The 14055-nt window shown below is 45.2% G+C and carries 14 protein-coding genes; 8 read left to right on the top strand and 6 right to left on the bottom strand.

The genetic code is table 11. The features are described from left to right. Positions 1–17: 17 nt before the first annotated feature. Positions 18–830 (bottom strand): DUF3109 family protein, encoded by an 813-nt coding sequence (locus AC9UH7_RS02085; RefSeq protein ID WP_509594411.1) that lies wholly within the window; start codon positions 828–830, stop codon positions 18–20. 39 nt (positions 831–869) lie between these two features. On the opposite strand from AC9UH7_RS02085, the gene proC reads away from it, so the two are divergent. The 3 genes from proC to AC9UH7_RS02070 are packed head-to-tail and all read left to right on the top strand — an operon-like array spanning position 870 to position 3009. Then, entirely contained in the window at positions 870–1673 is an 804-nt protein-coding gene (proC, locus tag AC9UH7_RS02080; protein ID WP_509594408.1) for a pyrroline-5-carboxylate reductase, read from the top strand. Further along, a complete protein-coding gene (locus AC9UH7_RS02075; protein ID WP_509594406.1) occupies positions 1670–2860 on the top strand; it encodes a hypothetical protein in 1191 nt (396 codons plus the stop codon). Before proC ends, AC9UH7_RS02075 begins: the two co-directional genes overlap by 4 nt. A 50-nt stretch (positions 2861–2910) precedes the next feature. Beyond that, positions 2911–3009: a 30S ribosomal protein bS22 gene (locus AC9UH7_RS02070; protein ID WP_009612566.1), complete on the top strand. Its 99-nt coding sequence runs from the start codon at positions 2911–2913 to the stop codon at positions 3007–3009. 3 nt (positions 3010–3012) lie between these two features. Here AC9UH7_RS02070 and AC9UH7_RS02065 read toward each other — a convergent pair whose 3' ends face one another. Next, entirely contained in the window at positions 3013–5388 is a 2376-nt protein-coding gene (locus AC9UH7_RS02065) for a fibronectin type III domain-containing protein (RefSeq protein ID WP_509594403.1), read from the bottom strand. Between the two features lie 96 nt (positions 5389–5484). On the opposite strand from AC9UH7_RS02065, the gene AC9UH7_RS02060 reads away from it, so the two are divergent. After that, positions 5485–5736 (top strand): glutaredoxin family protein, encoded by a 252-nt coding sequence (locus tag AC9UH7_RS02060; RefSeq protein WP_509594401.1) that lies wholly within the window; start codon positions 5485–5487, stop codon positions 5734–5736. Here AC9UH7_RS02060 and AC9UH7_RS02055 read toward each other — a convergent pair. From AC9UH7_RS02055 to AC9UH7_RS02040, 4 genes are read right to left on the bottom strand one after another with little or no spacing between them, the layout of a single operon-like run. Next, positions 5699–7348: a DNA repair helicase XPB gene (locus AC9UH7_RS02055; RefSeq protein ID WP_509594398.1), complete on the bottom strand. Its 1650-nt coding sequence runs from the start codon at positions 7346–7348 to the stop codon at positions 5699–5701. The two genes, AC9UH7_RS02060 and AC9UH7_RS02055, sit on opposite strands and share 38 nt — an antisense overlap. Continuing rightward, positions 7341–8402 carry a M20/M25/M40 family metallo-hydrolase gene (locus tag AC9UH7_RS02050; protein ID WP_509594395.1) on the bottom strand — a complete coding sequence of 354 codons (1062 nt, stop codon included), beginning with the start codon at positions 8400–8402 and terminating at the stop codon, positions 7341–7343. Before AC9UH7_RS02050 ends, AC9UH7_RS02055 begins: the two co-directional genes overlap by 8 nt. A gap of 9 nt (positions 8403–8411) precedes the next feature. After that, a complete protein-coding gene (locus tag AC9UH7_RS02045) occupies positions 8412–10601 on the bottom strand; it encodes a helicase-associated domain-containing protein (protein ID WP_509594393.1) in 2190 nt (729 codons plus the stop codon). A 46-nt stretch (positions 10602–10647) separates the two neighbouring features. Next, positions 10648–11415, bottom strand: a complete 768-nt coding sequence (locus tag AC9UH7_RS02040) for an HAD family hydrolase (protein WP_509594390.1) — start codon at positions 11413–11415, stop codon at positions 10648–10650. A 50-nt stretch (positions 11416–11465) separates the two neighbouring features. On the opposite strand from AC9UH7_RS02040, the gene AC9UH7_RS02035 reads away from it, so the two are divergent. From AC9UH7_RS02035 to resB, 4 genes are all read left to right on the top strand, one after another. After that, positions 11466–12089, top strand: a complete 624-nt coding sequence (locus tag AC9UH7_RS02035; protein WP_509594388.1) for a histidine phosphatase family protein — start codon at positions 11466–11468, stop codon at positions 12087–12089. Then, entirely contained in the window at positions 12089–12625 is a 537-nt protein-coding gene (locus tag AC9UH7_RS02030; protein WP_509594385.1) for a TlpA family protein disulfide reductase, read from the top strand. The genes AC9UH7_RS02035 and AC9UH7_RS02030 overlap by 1 nt, the downstream gene beginning before the upstream one ends. Then, complete coding sequence (locus AC9UH7_RS02025; protein WP_509594383.1) at positions 12622–13347, top strand: cytochrome c biogenesis CcdA family protein; 726 nt, start codon at positions 12622–12624, stop codon at positions 13345–13347. Before AC9UH7_RS02030 ends, AC9UH7_RS02025 begins: the two co-directional genes overlap by 4 nt. Then, a partial coding sequence (gene resB / locus AC9UH7_RS02020) for a cytochrome c biogenesis protein ResB (protein WP_509594381.1) occupies positions 13347–14055 on the top strand: 709 nt, incomplete at its 3' end. The genes AC9UH7_RS02025 and resB, both read left to right, overlap by 1 nt.

The raw sequence follows: 14055 nt of genomic DNA, 5'->3' as shown, positions 1-14055 counted from the left end.
CTATGACAAGGGACTGACTATTTCTTCTGGGCAGCCAAGGTTGCTGGATGCTGGATGATAAACAGCGGAAGGTTTCGGGCTGCTGACTCACGGATGTGTTCCATCCGGACATCGCATAGGCGCGCCAGTTCGTTATAGGCGTCCTTACCCATCAGAAGTTCAAGTTCATACTTATTGGAGACATATACCGGCTCTGTTCCAACGTGAGCATCACTATTACTAGTGCAGTACCAGTCAAAATCTTCTCCACCATCGCCCCATGCAAGGCGCTCATACTCACCGATTACTGTTACAGAGTATTCGCGCTCGCCGTATTCGCGAGTTTCAAAACTACGACGTAAGGGCAACTGCCAGCACACGTCAGGTTTTGTATCTGCAAAGTGTTTTCCATCGCGTTGTGCAACATGGTGCAGAACGCAACCAAATGATCCAGTGAAACCTTCTGCTTCATAACCTTTACGGTTCAAGAAGATGCAACCATCATCTACACGACGTGTTTTGCGTTCCCCATCTTCATCTTTTTCAGAAATGCGTAATTCTCCGCCAGGCTTTTTTGGTCGGGCTTCGTTATAGAACTGCCACATTTCAGGAGTGAGATAGGCAGCAGCTTTAACCGTGCGCTCTTCATCAGCCTTGTCTGTATACATCGCACCTTCTGTGCAACAACCAGAAAATGGCTGGCTTTTAAATACACCTTGGCAACCATCGCCATAGATACATGTCCAATATGAGGTCAACCAGGTTAGGTCGCACTTGAATATAGTTTCAGCATCATTCGGGTCAAAGAATTCAACCCAATCACGCGCAAATCCTGGCTTAACTTCTGACATAGTCGCAGAGCCTACAGGCATAACAGGTAGGCTTGTTACATGAATCAGGATTCAAAGGTTGCAGTAATTGGCGCTGGCATTATGGGCGAAGCCTTGATTTCTGCTTTGATTTCATCTGGTGTTAAACCAGAGTTGATTACGATTTCAGAAAAGCGAGCCGATAGAAGCGCCGAACTCGTGGCACGATATTCAATTAAGGAAGCACCGTTAGCAAACAATGTTGCAGCCGCCGATGCACTCTTATTGGTGGTTAAGCCTCAGGATATGGCTGCGGTGCTTGAAGAAATCAAAGAATCAATCAACCCAACAGCGGTTGTAATCAGCTTTGCTGCGGGCAAGACAATTTCATTTATATCTAGCAGCCTTGGCACAGATAACCCAGTAGTCCGCGTAATGCCAAATACACCGACATTGGTAGGTGCGGGTATGGCTGCAGCTTCGTTTGGTACAGGAGTAACCCAGACTCAAAAGAACTTTGTGCTGGGTTTGCTAGGTGCAACGGGCAAGGTAATTGAAGTTGCAGAGGATCTACAAAATGCGGTCACCGCAACTAGCGGATCTGGACCGGCATATTTCTTCGCATTTGTTGAAGCCATGGTTGCAGGAGCCAAAGACCTCGGCCTGAGCGAGAAGGATGCAACGGTTCTGACGATTCAGACAATTGTCGGAGCGGCAAAGTTATTAGAAGAATCAGGCAAAAGCGCAACGACTTTGCGCGAAAATGTGACAAGCCCAAACGGCACAACTGCTGCAGCGCTCGCATCTTTTGGATCAAGTGAGATGAACTCTATGGTTGCCAAAGCAATGAAGGCGGCCAGCGATCGTTCGCAGGAATTAGCGTGAAACGCTTTCTCACCTTCTTTCTTCTAGTTTCATTGTTAATAACCCCTGCTGCACACTCAGCACCCAAAAAAATCACTGTCAAACCAATGCAATTGCTGACAACCATTGGCACACCCGATGAAGTAAGTGGCGCAGTTGTGAGCGGTAGATCAATAATAGTTTTTGGGACTAAGGCATCAAAGGCTTATGCCCGTGCAATAGATGTGGCAGGTAAAGAGTTGTGGAACTTATCCCTTGATCAATCTGCAGCATCAATTGCAACCGCTGCCGCAGTTGATTCAGCTGGTGATATTTGGATTGCAGGTGCCACCCCACTTGCTCTAGGGCTGGTTACACCTACGCCAACTGCAACACCCATAAATCCAGATAGTGCTGTAATCCCACCATCTACAAATGTTGGCAACCTACAAGCAGTCACAATATGGAAAATTAGCCCAACAGGTACTGTGTTATTTACAAACACGTTACCAACTAGTTTTGTGCTTTTCCCAACTGCGGTATCACTTGATAAGAATGGAGCATCGGTTGTAGGAATCGTTGCTAATGGCAAAGGAAATGCAGGCTTTCTTGCCAATATAGATTCAGCCGGTGCATTTTCTAAATTACTTCAAATTGGTGCATCATCTACGACAGCTGATGCAGTTGTCAGACACCCTGATGGCACAATCACCGTTGCTGGATCTAGCTCTGAAACACTTGTCGGCAAGAAAGTTGCAGGAGTTACAGATGGGATTTTGGTAAAGGTTTCTAAAACACTAAAGATTACTTCTGTTGTGCGTAGTTCTGTCGCAAAAGGTAAGAGAATATGGAATAGCGCATCAACTTCATTACTGCTTGCTGGCGAAGTGGTAGCAGCAGGGAAAACAGAATCAGCGGTTACAAAATTCTCTTCATCATATGTCCCGAGTTGGACCTATCGATTTGCCTCAACAGGCCCAACGCTTTCAGCCTCTTCCACTCAAGCATTTTTCATGTCAACAGGTGCAATCACACAATTGAATTGGAATCCAAAAACGCCAACACCGCTGTTGCTCACCTTTGATTCCAAGGGCATCATCACCGCAGCCGATAGTGGCCCCGTGGGACAGAAAGAAGTGCTCGGACTGATCATTTCTAAGGAGATCGGGGTTTTAGCCCTGACTTTAGGCGCAGAATCGGTTTCGATTTTTACCCTACTTCCGCGGTAACCTAAACCCCCGCACACTCAGTGCGCACTTTAGAAATGAGAGCGTGACATATGGGTTCCGTAATTAAAAAGCGACGCAAGCGCATGGCGAAGAAGAAGCATAAGAAACTTCTCAAGAAGACTCGCATTCAGCGCCGTAACGCTAAGTAATAATTACGGCTTTAAAAGTGCAAGCTTGCCATTAACAGTGGCAAGAAGATGTTTAACTTTGTTGACGGTCACCCAAGCGCTCTGAGTTGGTTCAGAGCCTTGGGTACTGCTTACTAAACGTATTGCAGATTGTCCTAAATCTTTTTTGCTCGTATCTAGAGCGCACAGTCTTTCCTGGCAGTTAAAGATGATTGTTCTTCCATCTGTTGCTAAATACTCTCCCGGTGTCCCGAAGTTCTCCGTGGTTAATCTGGAAATTTTCGTCGGATCACTCAATAGCGCCCAACGAACCTGATTCGGTTTTGGTGCGGTTGCCGTTGATGCAGCTAACCAGGTAGCCATGACATCACCATTTACTTTTGCAAGTGCCACATCAAAACCAAATATAGATGCATCATCTGTCGAGATGTCTAAGGTTTGATATACCCAATCTCGCGGCTCAATGCCGGTACGTGTCGCAATTCGAATAGCACCCGAAGTAATTTCCTTCTTCTGATTCATTGAGACAACTGAATCGTATGCAACATATGTTTTAGAGCCGTCAAAGATTGCCTGTAAGTGGAATCCAACGTCACCTGTTGTGCGACCATCAGTTTTGCGATCACCATCTACTAACTCATACTTCCATGTGGAAGTTTTAGTTCTAACAGCGCCAAGCAAAACTCCTTGAGTTTCATCACGATAATAGACCTGCACAGAACTGGCGGTAGCAACACAAGCGTTTGCAACACTGACATCACTAGAAGTTCGCACGCGAACCACTTCGGTGTATTCGTTGACCGCAGGACCGTTGCCATCAATTACTTCAACGGCAAAACTCTTCCCGTTAAACACCGCATACCTAAGATCTTTTTCGGTCAAATCGCTATAAAAGATATGAAGAGTCTGTTTTAGTCCACTGCCATTTACGCACATCGAGATAGAGCCAGAAATGGTGTCAGTTGTACGGCCGCCACTTCCTCCTGCCCCGTCGACTGTTACTTTTTTCCATTTCTTGCCATCATAAGTTGCAAGCTTTAAGTCACCACTTTTTGTGTCGGTATATGCAATTGCTGGTTGACCATTAAAGGATGCACTTGCAACGCTTTTTCCATCAGCTGAACTATCAAGGACCGTGCTCTTCCATCCAGTTTGTGGCGTAATTGCTTTAGTTATCTCTGGATCTGATGTACCTAATGCATTCTTGGCAACAACTGAAAATGTGTAAGAAGTTCCATTCTTTAAGCCAGTCATAAGCACGGGACTAGTGAGTGATTTCTTCTCAACTCCGGTCTTGATGTTTTTAACAATATATTCACTGATCTGGGCGGTTCGCAGATTAACCGGAGGATCAAAGGAGATAAGGGCTGAAGAATCACCAGTAAATGCCTGCACATTTCGGGGTGCTTGTGGAAGCTCGGTTGCAACGCCTGCTGGAGGCTTATTGCGCATATCTTCCATCATTGCCAAAAGAAGAGGACCAGGTTGACGAAATACTTCTCCTGGATCAAGGCTTGGAGTCATAACTGAATCAAGACCGGATTTTGAAAATGTGTTTTCATCTAAGTGCGAAGTTGATGATCCAGATTCATAGCGCGAAGGTGTGTACATTTTTGGCTTTACTCCACCATTAGCTTTGATGCCAAGTGGACCATTCCAGACCAATGAACTAGTTAGTGCTACGCCCAGTTCTTTTGATGGCGTTGGAAGATCGGAAAGGCGTCGTCCATCAGAAGTCTGAAGGTATGCATCAAATGGTGTTGGTTGATCCAAACTGCCTAATGCGTAATATGGATCGTAGGCGTCATTGGAAAGAAAACCGAGACCATGTCCTAATTCATGAATGAAAACAGATTCAAGATCATATTCAGAGGACGATGGCGTTCCATCACCACGAGTATTCCAGATTGCACCAGAGTTAACCTGGATAATGATTTCAGGATTAGCTTTATCTAAATCTCGTCCAGCCAACGCATTTGCAGTAGCTGATGAATACCATAACGATGGATCGGGCGCTCCTGAAAATGCGGAAAAGAAACTTCCTGGCCGCGCACTTCCCAGAACGCCCCAGGAACTTGATCGACCCCATGAAGCATCTACTGTGATTGGAACAGCAGAACTAAAATTTGCCGACCAGACATTTACCGCAGCTTGGACTTCTTTTTTTGCCCAATCAGGAAAGTTGTTGTACTTAACTATAAATTTAGATTTAGCTTCAAGATTTTTCTGCGCTGGTCGAGGGTTCGAACTAGTTACAGGATCAGTACCTGCATAAACATGACCCCAGGTTGTCGCAGGGATTTGTTTGAATGTCAGAGCAGGGGCAGAAGGAGCACTCAGAATTGAGGCAACAAGAGCAACCGCTACGGCAATTACCCTTAATCTCTTTATGCGCACCATGAGCCGAACGCTATCAGGGCATTGAGTGTGGTTTAAGGTCAGGGGTGAGAATTATCAATTCTCTAAGTCAATTGTCAGGTCAGAAGGGGTGGTTACATGACACTCATAACAATTTATGGGCGAACTGGTTGCCATCTCTGTGAGTCAGCACTAGCCGTATTGCAATCCATGCAGGAAGAACTCGACTTTGAAATCCAAGAGATTTTGATTGATGGAAGCGAAGAGTTAGAAAAGCTCTACGGTGAGAAAATTCCAGTTACACAAATAGATGGTGTTCACCATGATTTTTGGCGGGTAGATCCGGAACGATTTAGATCTTCCCTTGAAAAACATCGTCAGCATCAATAATTTTATATGAGTAGCCTTGTTCAGCTAAGAAGCGCTGACGGTTCTGCGCAAAATCTTGATCGATAGTGTCGCGAGAAATGACAGAATAAAACTTTGCACCGCGTCCATCAGACTTTGGGCGCAAAATTCTTCCTAAACGTTGTGCTTCTTCTTGACGACTTCCAAATGCGCCAGAAACCTGAATTGCAATTGTTGCATCTGGTAAGTCAATTGAAAAGTTAGCAACCTTAGAAACTACTAAACATTTAATCTCACCAGTTCTAAATTTGTTGAAAAGAATCTCACGTTCCTTTACAGGCGTTTCACCCTTGATCAACGGGGCACCCAAGACCTCAGATAACTCATCAAGTTGATCTATGTACTGTCCGATTACAAGTACTTGTTCATCGGCATACTTTTCTACCAACGCTTCAACTACATCTCGCTTTGTTCTAGTAGTTGCACAATTTCGATATCGATTTTCTGGTTCTGCTGTTGCATACGCTAAGCGCTCTGTTTCGGTTAGATTAACCCGAACTTCAATACATTCAGCTGGCGCGATATAACCTTGAGCTTCAATCTCTTTCCAAGGCACATCAAAACGCTTTGGACCGATGAGCGAGAAAACTTCACCTTCCATACCGTCTTCGCGTACCAACGTTGCCGTTAAACCTAGACGGCGGCGTGATTGGATATCTGCGGTAAAACGAAAGATCGGGGCGGGTAGCAGATGAACCTCATCATAAATAATCAAGCCCCAGTCGTATGAATCAAAGAGATCCAGGTGTGCATACACGCCATTTTTCTTCTTTGTCATGACTTGATAGGTAGCAATAGTTACCGGGCGAATCTCTTTTTTTGCCCCTGAATACTCGCCAATTTCATCCTCATTAAGAGTGGTGCGCTTGAGTAACTCTTCGCGCCACTGACGAGCTGCGATGGTATTTGTCACCAAGATTAATGTTGTTGCTTTTGCATGCGCCATAGCCGCTGCTCCAACAATTGTCTTACCTGCGCCACAAGGAAGAACTACAACACCAGAACCACCATGCCAAAAACCTTCAGCCGCTAGTTCCTGATAGGGGCGAATCTTCCAATCCTTTTGTACTAAAGAAATTTCATGTGCTTGGCCGTCAACATAACCTGCAAAATCCTCTGCTGGCCAACCAAGACGCAACAGTGATTGCTTTATTTGACCGCGCTGACTTGGCAAAACAGTAATTGTTTCAGCATCTATTCGAGCACCAAGTAATGGAGCAATTTTCTTTGCTCTGATTACTTCTTCTAGGACAGCGGTATCTGTCGTAATAAGAATTAGTCCGTGCACAGGGTCCATCTCAAGACGCAAACGCCCATAACGTGACATCGTTTCTGCAACATCAATAAGAATTGAATGAGGGACTGCGTAGCGAGAATATTTGATTAATGTGTCAATTACTTGTTCCGCATCATGTCCTGCTGCACGAGCATTCCATAAGCCAAGTGGAGTTAAGCGATAAGTGTGAATGTGCTCTGGCGAACGCTCTAGTTCGGCAAAAGGTGCAATAGCTCTTCGACATTCAACAGACATTGGATGGTCGATGTCGAGCAGAAGCGTTTTATCGCTCTGAACAATCAGTGGACCATCAGTCATTAAGTAAATCCTTTACTAGCGCATGTAACAACTTGCGGCGATCTTCAAGAGTACTGATGTCCACCCATTCATGCGCGGCATGAGCGCCAGCTCCAACGGCGCCAAGCCCGTCTAGAACCTGAGCTCCGGCAGCAGCGGCAAAGTTGCCATCACTTGCTCCACCAACTGAGGCATGACCTAGTGGCGGCAATCCAATCTCTTTAGCAACTCTCTCTGCACGCTCATATAACGCCATTGTCGAGGTAATTTCTAGAGGGGGACGATTAAATCCACCAGTAACTTCATAACGAGTTGCAGGATTAACAGGTGCAAGATTCTTGATTGCATTATCAACTCGCTTTAGATCGTCCATTGAGAATGAACGAATATCAATATCTAGAACGGCTAAATCTGGGACGGTATTAGTTGTGTTTCCGGCATGTAACGTTGTTGGCACTACAGTCGTTCCATGCTCCTTATTTTCTAATGCGGTAATTGCCAGAACAGCATGTGCAATTTCGACAGTTGCGTTAATACCTTTTTCAGGTTCAAGTCCAGCATGTGATGCCTTGCCATGGATTTTTACTTGATACATGGCGGTGCCTTTGCGGCCTGTTTTAACTTTACCGTCGAGTGATGCCTCTAAAACTAGAACTGCTTTTGCTTTTGAAGAAATTTCCTTAATGAAATCTTTACTTGTTGCACTACCGGTTTCTTCATCAGTGGTTGCAATCAATGCCACACTTCCGGTAATTCCTTTCATGGCATACAACGCCTGAACAAACCCAGCTTTCATATCAAAAATTCCTGGGCCTCGAGCTGCTGTTCCCTCAACGCTCCACAAAGGATTAAAAGAACCCTTAGGCCACACGGTATCCAAGTGGGCAAGAAGAATCACATCGGGATTAGGTGTACCCCACCAAAAAACAGGACGTCCATTGACTTCGCGAATCTCTGCCGGTGTTCCCAAAACTCGAGTTGCTATGTCACTTGCTAAATGAACAACATCGCGGCAGGCATCTAGATCTTCAGTTGGTGATTCCAACTTAACTAAAGCTTCTAGGGCGGCCAGCATGGGGTAAGTCTATAGCGGTGCCACGCCTGTGATGCGTGGAATTCTGAAGGATTGGACCTCACCCGTTGCATGATCCCGCGCGATTAATGCCCCAGCGCTAATGCGTATCGGGTCAATAATGCGATGGGTTACTCCGCCATTGTTATCTGCATATCCAATGGAAAGGGTTTTCTCATCAATGATGAATTGATTGAGAATTTCCATCGTTTCATTTGCAGTTGTGCGAGGAAGTTGACCTAACGCTTCACTTGCTACCTGGCGTAATCTCGTTTGGCGAAATGTTGATTTTTCACCGGTGCGAAGAGTTCGAATTGCAGTCATCAGAGATTCTGTATCTGGAATTTCAACTTCACCAATTACTCGCGGAGGACGAGGCTTGGTCAATGCACGGTTTGTTTTAGGGCCTGTCAAAATCATGCCATTTGCAGATTCACCTGCAGGCAGATACCCGCATTCACGAAGCACCCGCATTGCATCGGTTGCATCCATGTCACAGATGACAACTTCAGGTGCAATGCGGCGAAGAGCCAAGATCTCAAGTTTCTTATCATTCATGATTTGAGAAATTAACGCCGTGTCCTCACACCTTATAAATGAAGATGTATTTCCAACACGCAACTTTCCGTGTTTCTTTGCAACATCTGCGATTAAGTACTCAAGTGGTTGTGGCATTGGTGTCTTAGATGTCTTGATTAAGAATGTTTTAATCTCATCACCAGTCTTACCATGATCTAGCGCACGACGAATTGTGCTTTCAGTAAATCTGTAAACGGTTGCGCCGCCACGGCTTTCAATCTCTGCCATCATTGCAAGTGCTTGCGAAATTTCATGTTCAAGTGGCCCTGGTGCGATAGCGGTGTTATCGCTTTGAATCAAGATGTGATCAACTGTCTTTGGTAGATCTTCGTTGATGGAACTTAAGTCATCACCATTTAGGAATTGAGCTCCAAATTTAGAGATTGCTCCTTGGCCTGTTATTCCTAGCCATTCAGCCTCACGTAGGGTCCATTCTGCAAGCTCTTCCTGCAGCGAGGAGTTACGGCGCACAGGTGCACGCCAAGACAAGACCTCTTTAAAGCTATTCCAATCGGGTGCGATGCCCTCATTTTCACGCAACAGTTCTAGGGTTAATGCTCGTACCCGCGCAGCATTTACTCGATCCAATTCTGGGCCAAGTGCTGCAACATTCTTGGCTTCAACTCGACCTACTAAACCGCTCACGCGAGAGGTGATGCGCCATTGCGATGCCAACATTTGCCAGCGATCAGCTGGTGTCTGCATCAACCAGATATCAAACTTATTACTTGGCAATATTCGATCATCGGCATCAAAACTGATCAATGAAGCAAGATATGCAAGTTCTGCGACAAAAGCTGTGCAGGATTCATCTACACCTAGGTGTGTTGAAACTATTTTTAAGTCACGAACACCCAAGCCGCCAGCCCTTAATGCATCTGCGGGCTCATCAGCCCAAAAATTCAGTAACTCTTCAACCCAGCGCAAAACAGTGGAAACATTTGCAATCGCCGCAAGATTTACTTGGCGTCCATCACGTTTTGCACCTTTTAATTCTGGTTGTTTAATGAATCGCTCTTTGTGGATTTTTCCACCGCGTAATGAAATTGCTACTTCTCTCGGCAAAATTACTGTGCGCTGATCTAGTGGTACTAAAAACTTCTTATCAAGTAGCCAAGTAACCCCAGGCCCAGGATTCTTTATATCTCCAACACTTCCACGTGGAGGGCCCCACACTAAACGTTCTAAAACTTTCTTAGCATCGACTGGCGCATCATCTAATTCACTGAGTTTTAACTTAGCAAGTGATGCTGGCCCTAAACCTGCTGGCTCTGTTCCAATAACATCACGCAATTGTGTTGGTAATCGCAACCCATCTTCAGATGGATAGATAAGCCCAATGGTTACAAGATGCTCTAAAGCACTTTTTGCTTCCTTTTCTGTAAGAGTTACAACGCTTTTTTCTAGAAATGGTTCATTTAAGGAAGCCGCAGCTTCTAAAACCTGGAACTGCCATTGGTTAAGGGAATCTATTGCTCTTGCCAAACTAGGCGCAGAGCAGGCGCGCACGGCAAGTGATGCGATATCAGGCGGAACAGGCGTTACTAAATCTGGACGAGCTGTAAACAAATTCAAAAGGGCAGCATCATCAACGCTACGTAGGTAGTCGGAGAAGGATCGCATTTCCATAACTTGCCTACATTACTGGCATATCTTCAGTTCTTGTTAATTACCTTCTACCTTTACGCGGGGTCAACCAAGTGCCAATAGCGGCAAGGCGAACCACAAGTGGGGAAATGGCACGACCAATAAATCGGGCCCTACGGAAGTCATGAATAGGCCAACCTTCAGCCATGGCTCTCAATCCCAATAGCGCATCTGGGTTAATTGCCGATGGATGTCCCACACATTGCAGTAACGGTAGGTCATTGTTGCTATCTGAATATCCGAAACAATCTTCTAAATCAAAACCCTTTTTCGCTGCTAACTCGCGGATTGCGACCGCCTTTTCTTTTCCGTGCAGTAGAGCACCGTTCATATTTCCGGTGTAAAGACCATCCTTGATCTCTGCTTTACTTCCGAGCGCACCCGTTAAACCTAATCTCTTGGCAATCAATGTAGCCATATCTTCAGGTGCAGCAGTAACTAAATAAACTTCAACTCCATTTGCAATATGGTTTTGAGCGATATCAATTGTTCCTTGCCACATTGCAGGAGATACAAACTCGTCATAAATTTGCTCCGCAATAGTTTGAATCTCTTTGACATTGTGCCCACCAATAAAATCTGTGGCAGCAGTCTGGAAACGAGCGATCTCTTCCTTATTCTCTTTTCCCGTTAAGCGAAATCTCAGGTTGGCTAAAACGAAACGCGAAATATCCTTCTTAGTGAAGTAACCACGCTGATACATCCCTCGCCCCAGGAAATAAATGGTTGAGCCTCGTATAAGCGTGTTATCGACATCAAAGAAGGCAGCTCGTTTGCCTGTGAGTGCCATGTCACTACCTTAGCGATAGACGGGGTTTCGGGACGCTTTATGCTTTCCCAATGAGTTCAACAGTGCATGTGGTCCGCCACGGAGAAGTCCATAATCCAGACAAGATTTTGTACGGTCGCCAACCAGGGTGGCGTTTATCTGATCGTGGGCAAGAGATGGCTCGCACTATTGGCGATTGGTCCAAGGCTCTTGATTTAGGTGCGCTCCATGTTTCGCCCTTGCAACGTGCGCAGGAAACAGCTGCACCTATTGCTGCAGCGCACAATATTGAAATTACTACGGACGAGCGTTTAATAGAGGCAGCAAATATTTTTGAAGGAAAACCTTTTGGTGTGGGAGACGGGGTTTTGCGACATCCAGCAGCATGGAAGCATCTTTGGAATCCATGGAAGCCATCATGGGGTGAACCGTACGAGGAACAAATCAATCGCATGCTTGCGGCTGTATTTGCAGCACACAAGGCTGCAAACGGTAAAGATGCAATCTGTGTGTCACATCAACTACCAATCTGGATTTTGCGAAGTGCGATAGAAAATCGACGTCTTTTGCATGATCCCCGGAAACGTGAATGCACACTTGCTTCAGTTACAAGCATTCATTTTGATGACGAAGGTGTTATTTCTGGATTGTCTTACTCTGAACCAGCTCGTCATCTATTGCCCGAAAAAAATTAATGAAGAAATTAGCACTCTTGATTGCTCTTGCAATTGCACTCACCGGGTGTAGCGGAGGCGGAGAATCCTCATCAGAGGAAAGCTTTGTCTCTGGTGATGGATCAACAACATTTATAAAAATTGCAGACAGAAAAATTGCTCCGACAATTACAGGGTTGACGTTGTCTGGGAGCAACTACACCTACACAAAAGACAAAGTTGCGGTTGTAAATGTTTGGGCATCATGGTGTGCCCCATGCAGAGCAGAAGCACCCGCTCTTGCATCCTTGGCTATTAAATATCCTGACGTTGCCTTTATTGGGATATTAACTCGTGACAATCCCGCAAATGCGGAAGCTTTTGCGCGACGATTTAAACTTCCTTATCCAACAATTATTGATGATTCAATATTGATAGGTTTCAAGGGCTCTCTGCCTGCAAATGCCATTCCCACAACAGTTATTTTGGACAAGAATGGTTTAGTGGCGGCACGTATTTCAGGAGTTATCACTGTGGCCTCTTTGACGCAGTTGATTGAAAGAGTGAGCACGGAATGAAAGATTTCTTCGTCGAGCAGATCTTTTCAGGATTTCTTCTAACGGCATTCCCGTTTGCGTTTATCGCTGGGTTAATCTCCTTTTTGTCACCGTGCGTTTTGCCTTTGGTGCCTGGTTATCTTTCATTTGCAGCAGGATTCTCAGTAAGCCGCGGAAAAGTCTTACTGGGATCTTTTCTCTTTGTATTGGGGTTCAGCGCTGTTTTTGTCTCATTCGGTGCAATTTTTGGAGGACTTGGTAATACCTTGTCTGCTAACGAGGAGATTATTTCTCGGATACTTGGTCTCGTAACAATTTTCTTAGGTTTTATTTTCTACGGTCGCTTTCCATTTTCTCCAACGATTAGACCAAAAATGCGAACAACTGGAGGTTTACTTGGCGCACCACTTCTTGGGGTGTTGTTTGGGATTGGTTGGACGCCTTGTATTGGTCCGGCACTTGCCGCAGTTCAAACATTAGCTTTTCAAGAATCAAGCGCTGTTCGCGGAGCGGTTCTCTCATTCGGGTACTGCCTCGGCTTAGGTCTCCCATTCATACTTTCTGGACTCTCAATAGATAAGTCAGCAAAGTTAAGGTCAATCATTTATCGACGCGGGGACATAATTTCCAAAGTTGGTGGAATCTTTTTGATAACAATCGGTGTCATGCAAGTCCTAGGGTTTTGGAGTCAATTAATGAATTCCATGCGCTCACTAATTTCAGATTTCATTCCGGTGATTTGATGAGTCAACAAACAGAGTTACCCGAGCTAGATAGCGTTGGCCTTTTGCGTTACTCATGGCGTCAACTAACCAGCATGCGCACGGCACTCATTTTGTTATTGATGCTTGGAGTCGCTGCAATTCCCGGGTCTTTAATACCCCAACGCACCCAAAATCCAATTCAAGTGAGCCAATACTTCAAAGATTCACCCGAATCAGCACGCTGGATGGATCTTTTTTATCTTTTTGACGTATATGGATCACCCTGGTTCAGTGCTATTTACATCCTTTTGTTCATATCACTGATTGGTTGTGTACTGCCTAGAACCTTTGAGCACTTTCGAGCAGCGCGTGCATTGCCGCCGGCTACACCAAAGAATCTATCAAGAATGGAACATCATTCATCATGGACAACGAATGGAAATGAATTAGATATTGCACGCGCTTGGTTTAAATCAAACCGTTTCAGGATTCTAGAAAGAGATGGATCAATCTCTGCAGAAAAGGGATTTACGCGCGAAACCGGCAACCTGTTGTTTCACCTAGCCCTTATTCTTGTTTTGCTAGGAATTAGTTTTAGTTCGTTGTTTGGAATGCGCGGCGAAGCGATTGTTAATGTGGGCGAAAGATTTGTAAATACACCAACAAGCTATGACACCTTAAGATATGGAAAACTTTATAAGGACGGTAATCTTCCAGCGTTTATGCTCACAGCCGATAAGTTTTTAG

Origin of the sequence: Candidatus Planktophila sp. (genome assembly GCF_044348745.1) — a bacterium.
Lineage (GTDB): Bacteria > Actinomycetota > Actinomycetes > Nanopelagicales > Nanopelagicaceae > Planktophila.
This window is presented reverse-complemented; position numbering and strand designations above follow the sequence as displayed.

Coding starts and splice junctions, on each gene's coding strand:
- AC9UH7_RS02085 (WP_509594411.1), bottom strand. CDS start 830: ATGTCAGAAGTTAAGCCAGGATTTGCGCGTGATTGGGTTGAATTCTTT.
- proC (WP_509594408.1), top strand. CDS start 870: ATGAATCAGGATTCAAAGGTTGCAGTAATTGGCGCTGGCATTATGGGC.
- AC9UH7_RS02070 (WP_009612566.1), top strand. CDS start 2,911: ATGGGTTCCGTAATTAAAAAGCGACGCAAGCGCATGGCGAAGAAGAAG.
- AC9UH7_RS02065 (WP_509594403.1), bottom strand. CDS start 5,388: ATGGTGCGCATAAAGAGATTAAGGGTAATTGCCGTAGCGGTTGCTCTT.
- AC9UH7_RS02060 (WP_509594401.1), top strand. CDS start 5,485: ATGACACTCATAACAATTTATGGGCGAACTGGTTGCCATCTCTGTGAG.
- AC9UH7_RS02055 (WP_509594398.1), bottom strand. CDS start 7,348: ATGACTGATGGTCCACTGATTGTTCAGAGCGATAAAACGCTTCTGCTC.
- AC9UH7_RS02050 (WP_509594395.1), bottom strand. CDS start 8,402: ATGCTGGCCGCCCTAGAAGCTTTAGTTAAGTTGGAATCACCAACTGAA.
- AC9UH7_RS02045 (WP_509594393.1), bottom strand. CDS start 10,601: ATGCGATCCTTCTCCGACTACCTACGTAGCGTTGATGATGCTGCCCTT.
- AC9UH7_RS02040 (WP_509594390.1), bottom strand. CDS start 11,415: ATGGCACTCACAGGCAAACGAGCTGCCTTCTTTGATGTCGATAACACG.
- AC9UH7_RS02035 (WP_509594388.1), top strand. CDS start 11,466: ATGAGTTCAACAGTGCATGTGGTCCGCCACGGAGAAGTCCATAATCCA.
- AC9UH7_RS02030 (WP_509594385.1), top strand. CDS start 12,089: ATGAAGAAATTAGCACTCTTGATTGCTCTTGCAATTGCACTCACCGGG.
- AC9UH7_RS02025 (WP_509594383.1), top strand. CDS start 12,622: ATGAAAGATTTCTTCGTCGAGCAGATCTTTTCAGGATTTCTTCTAACG.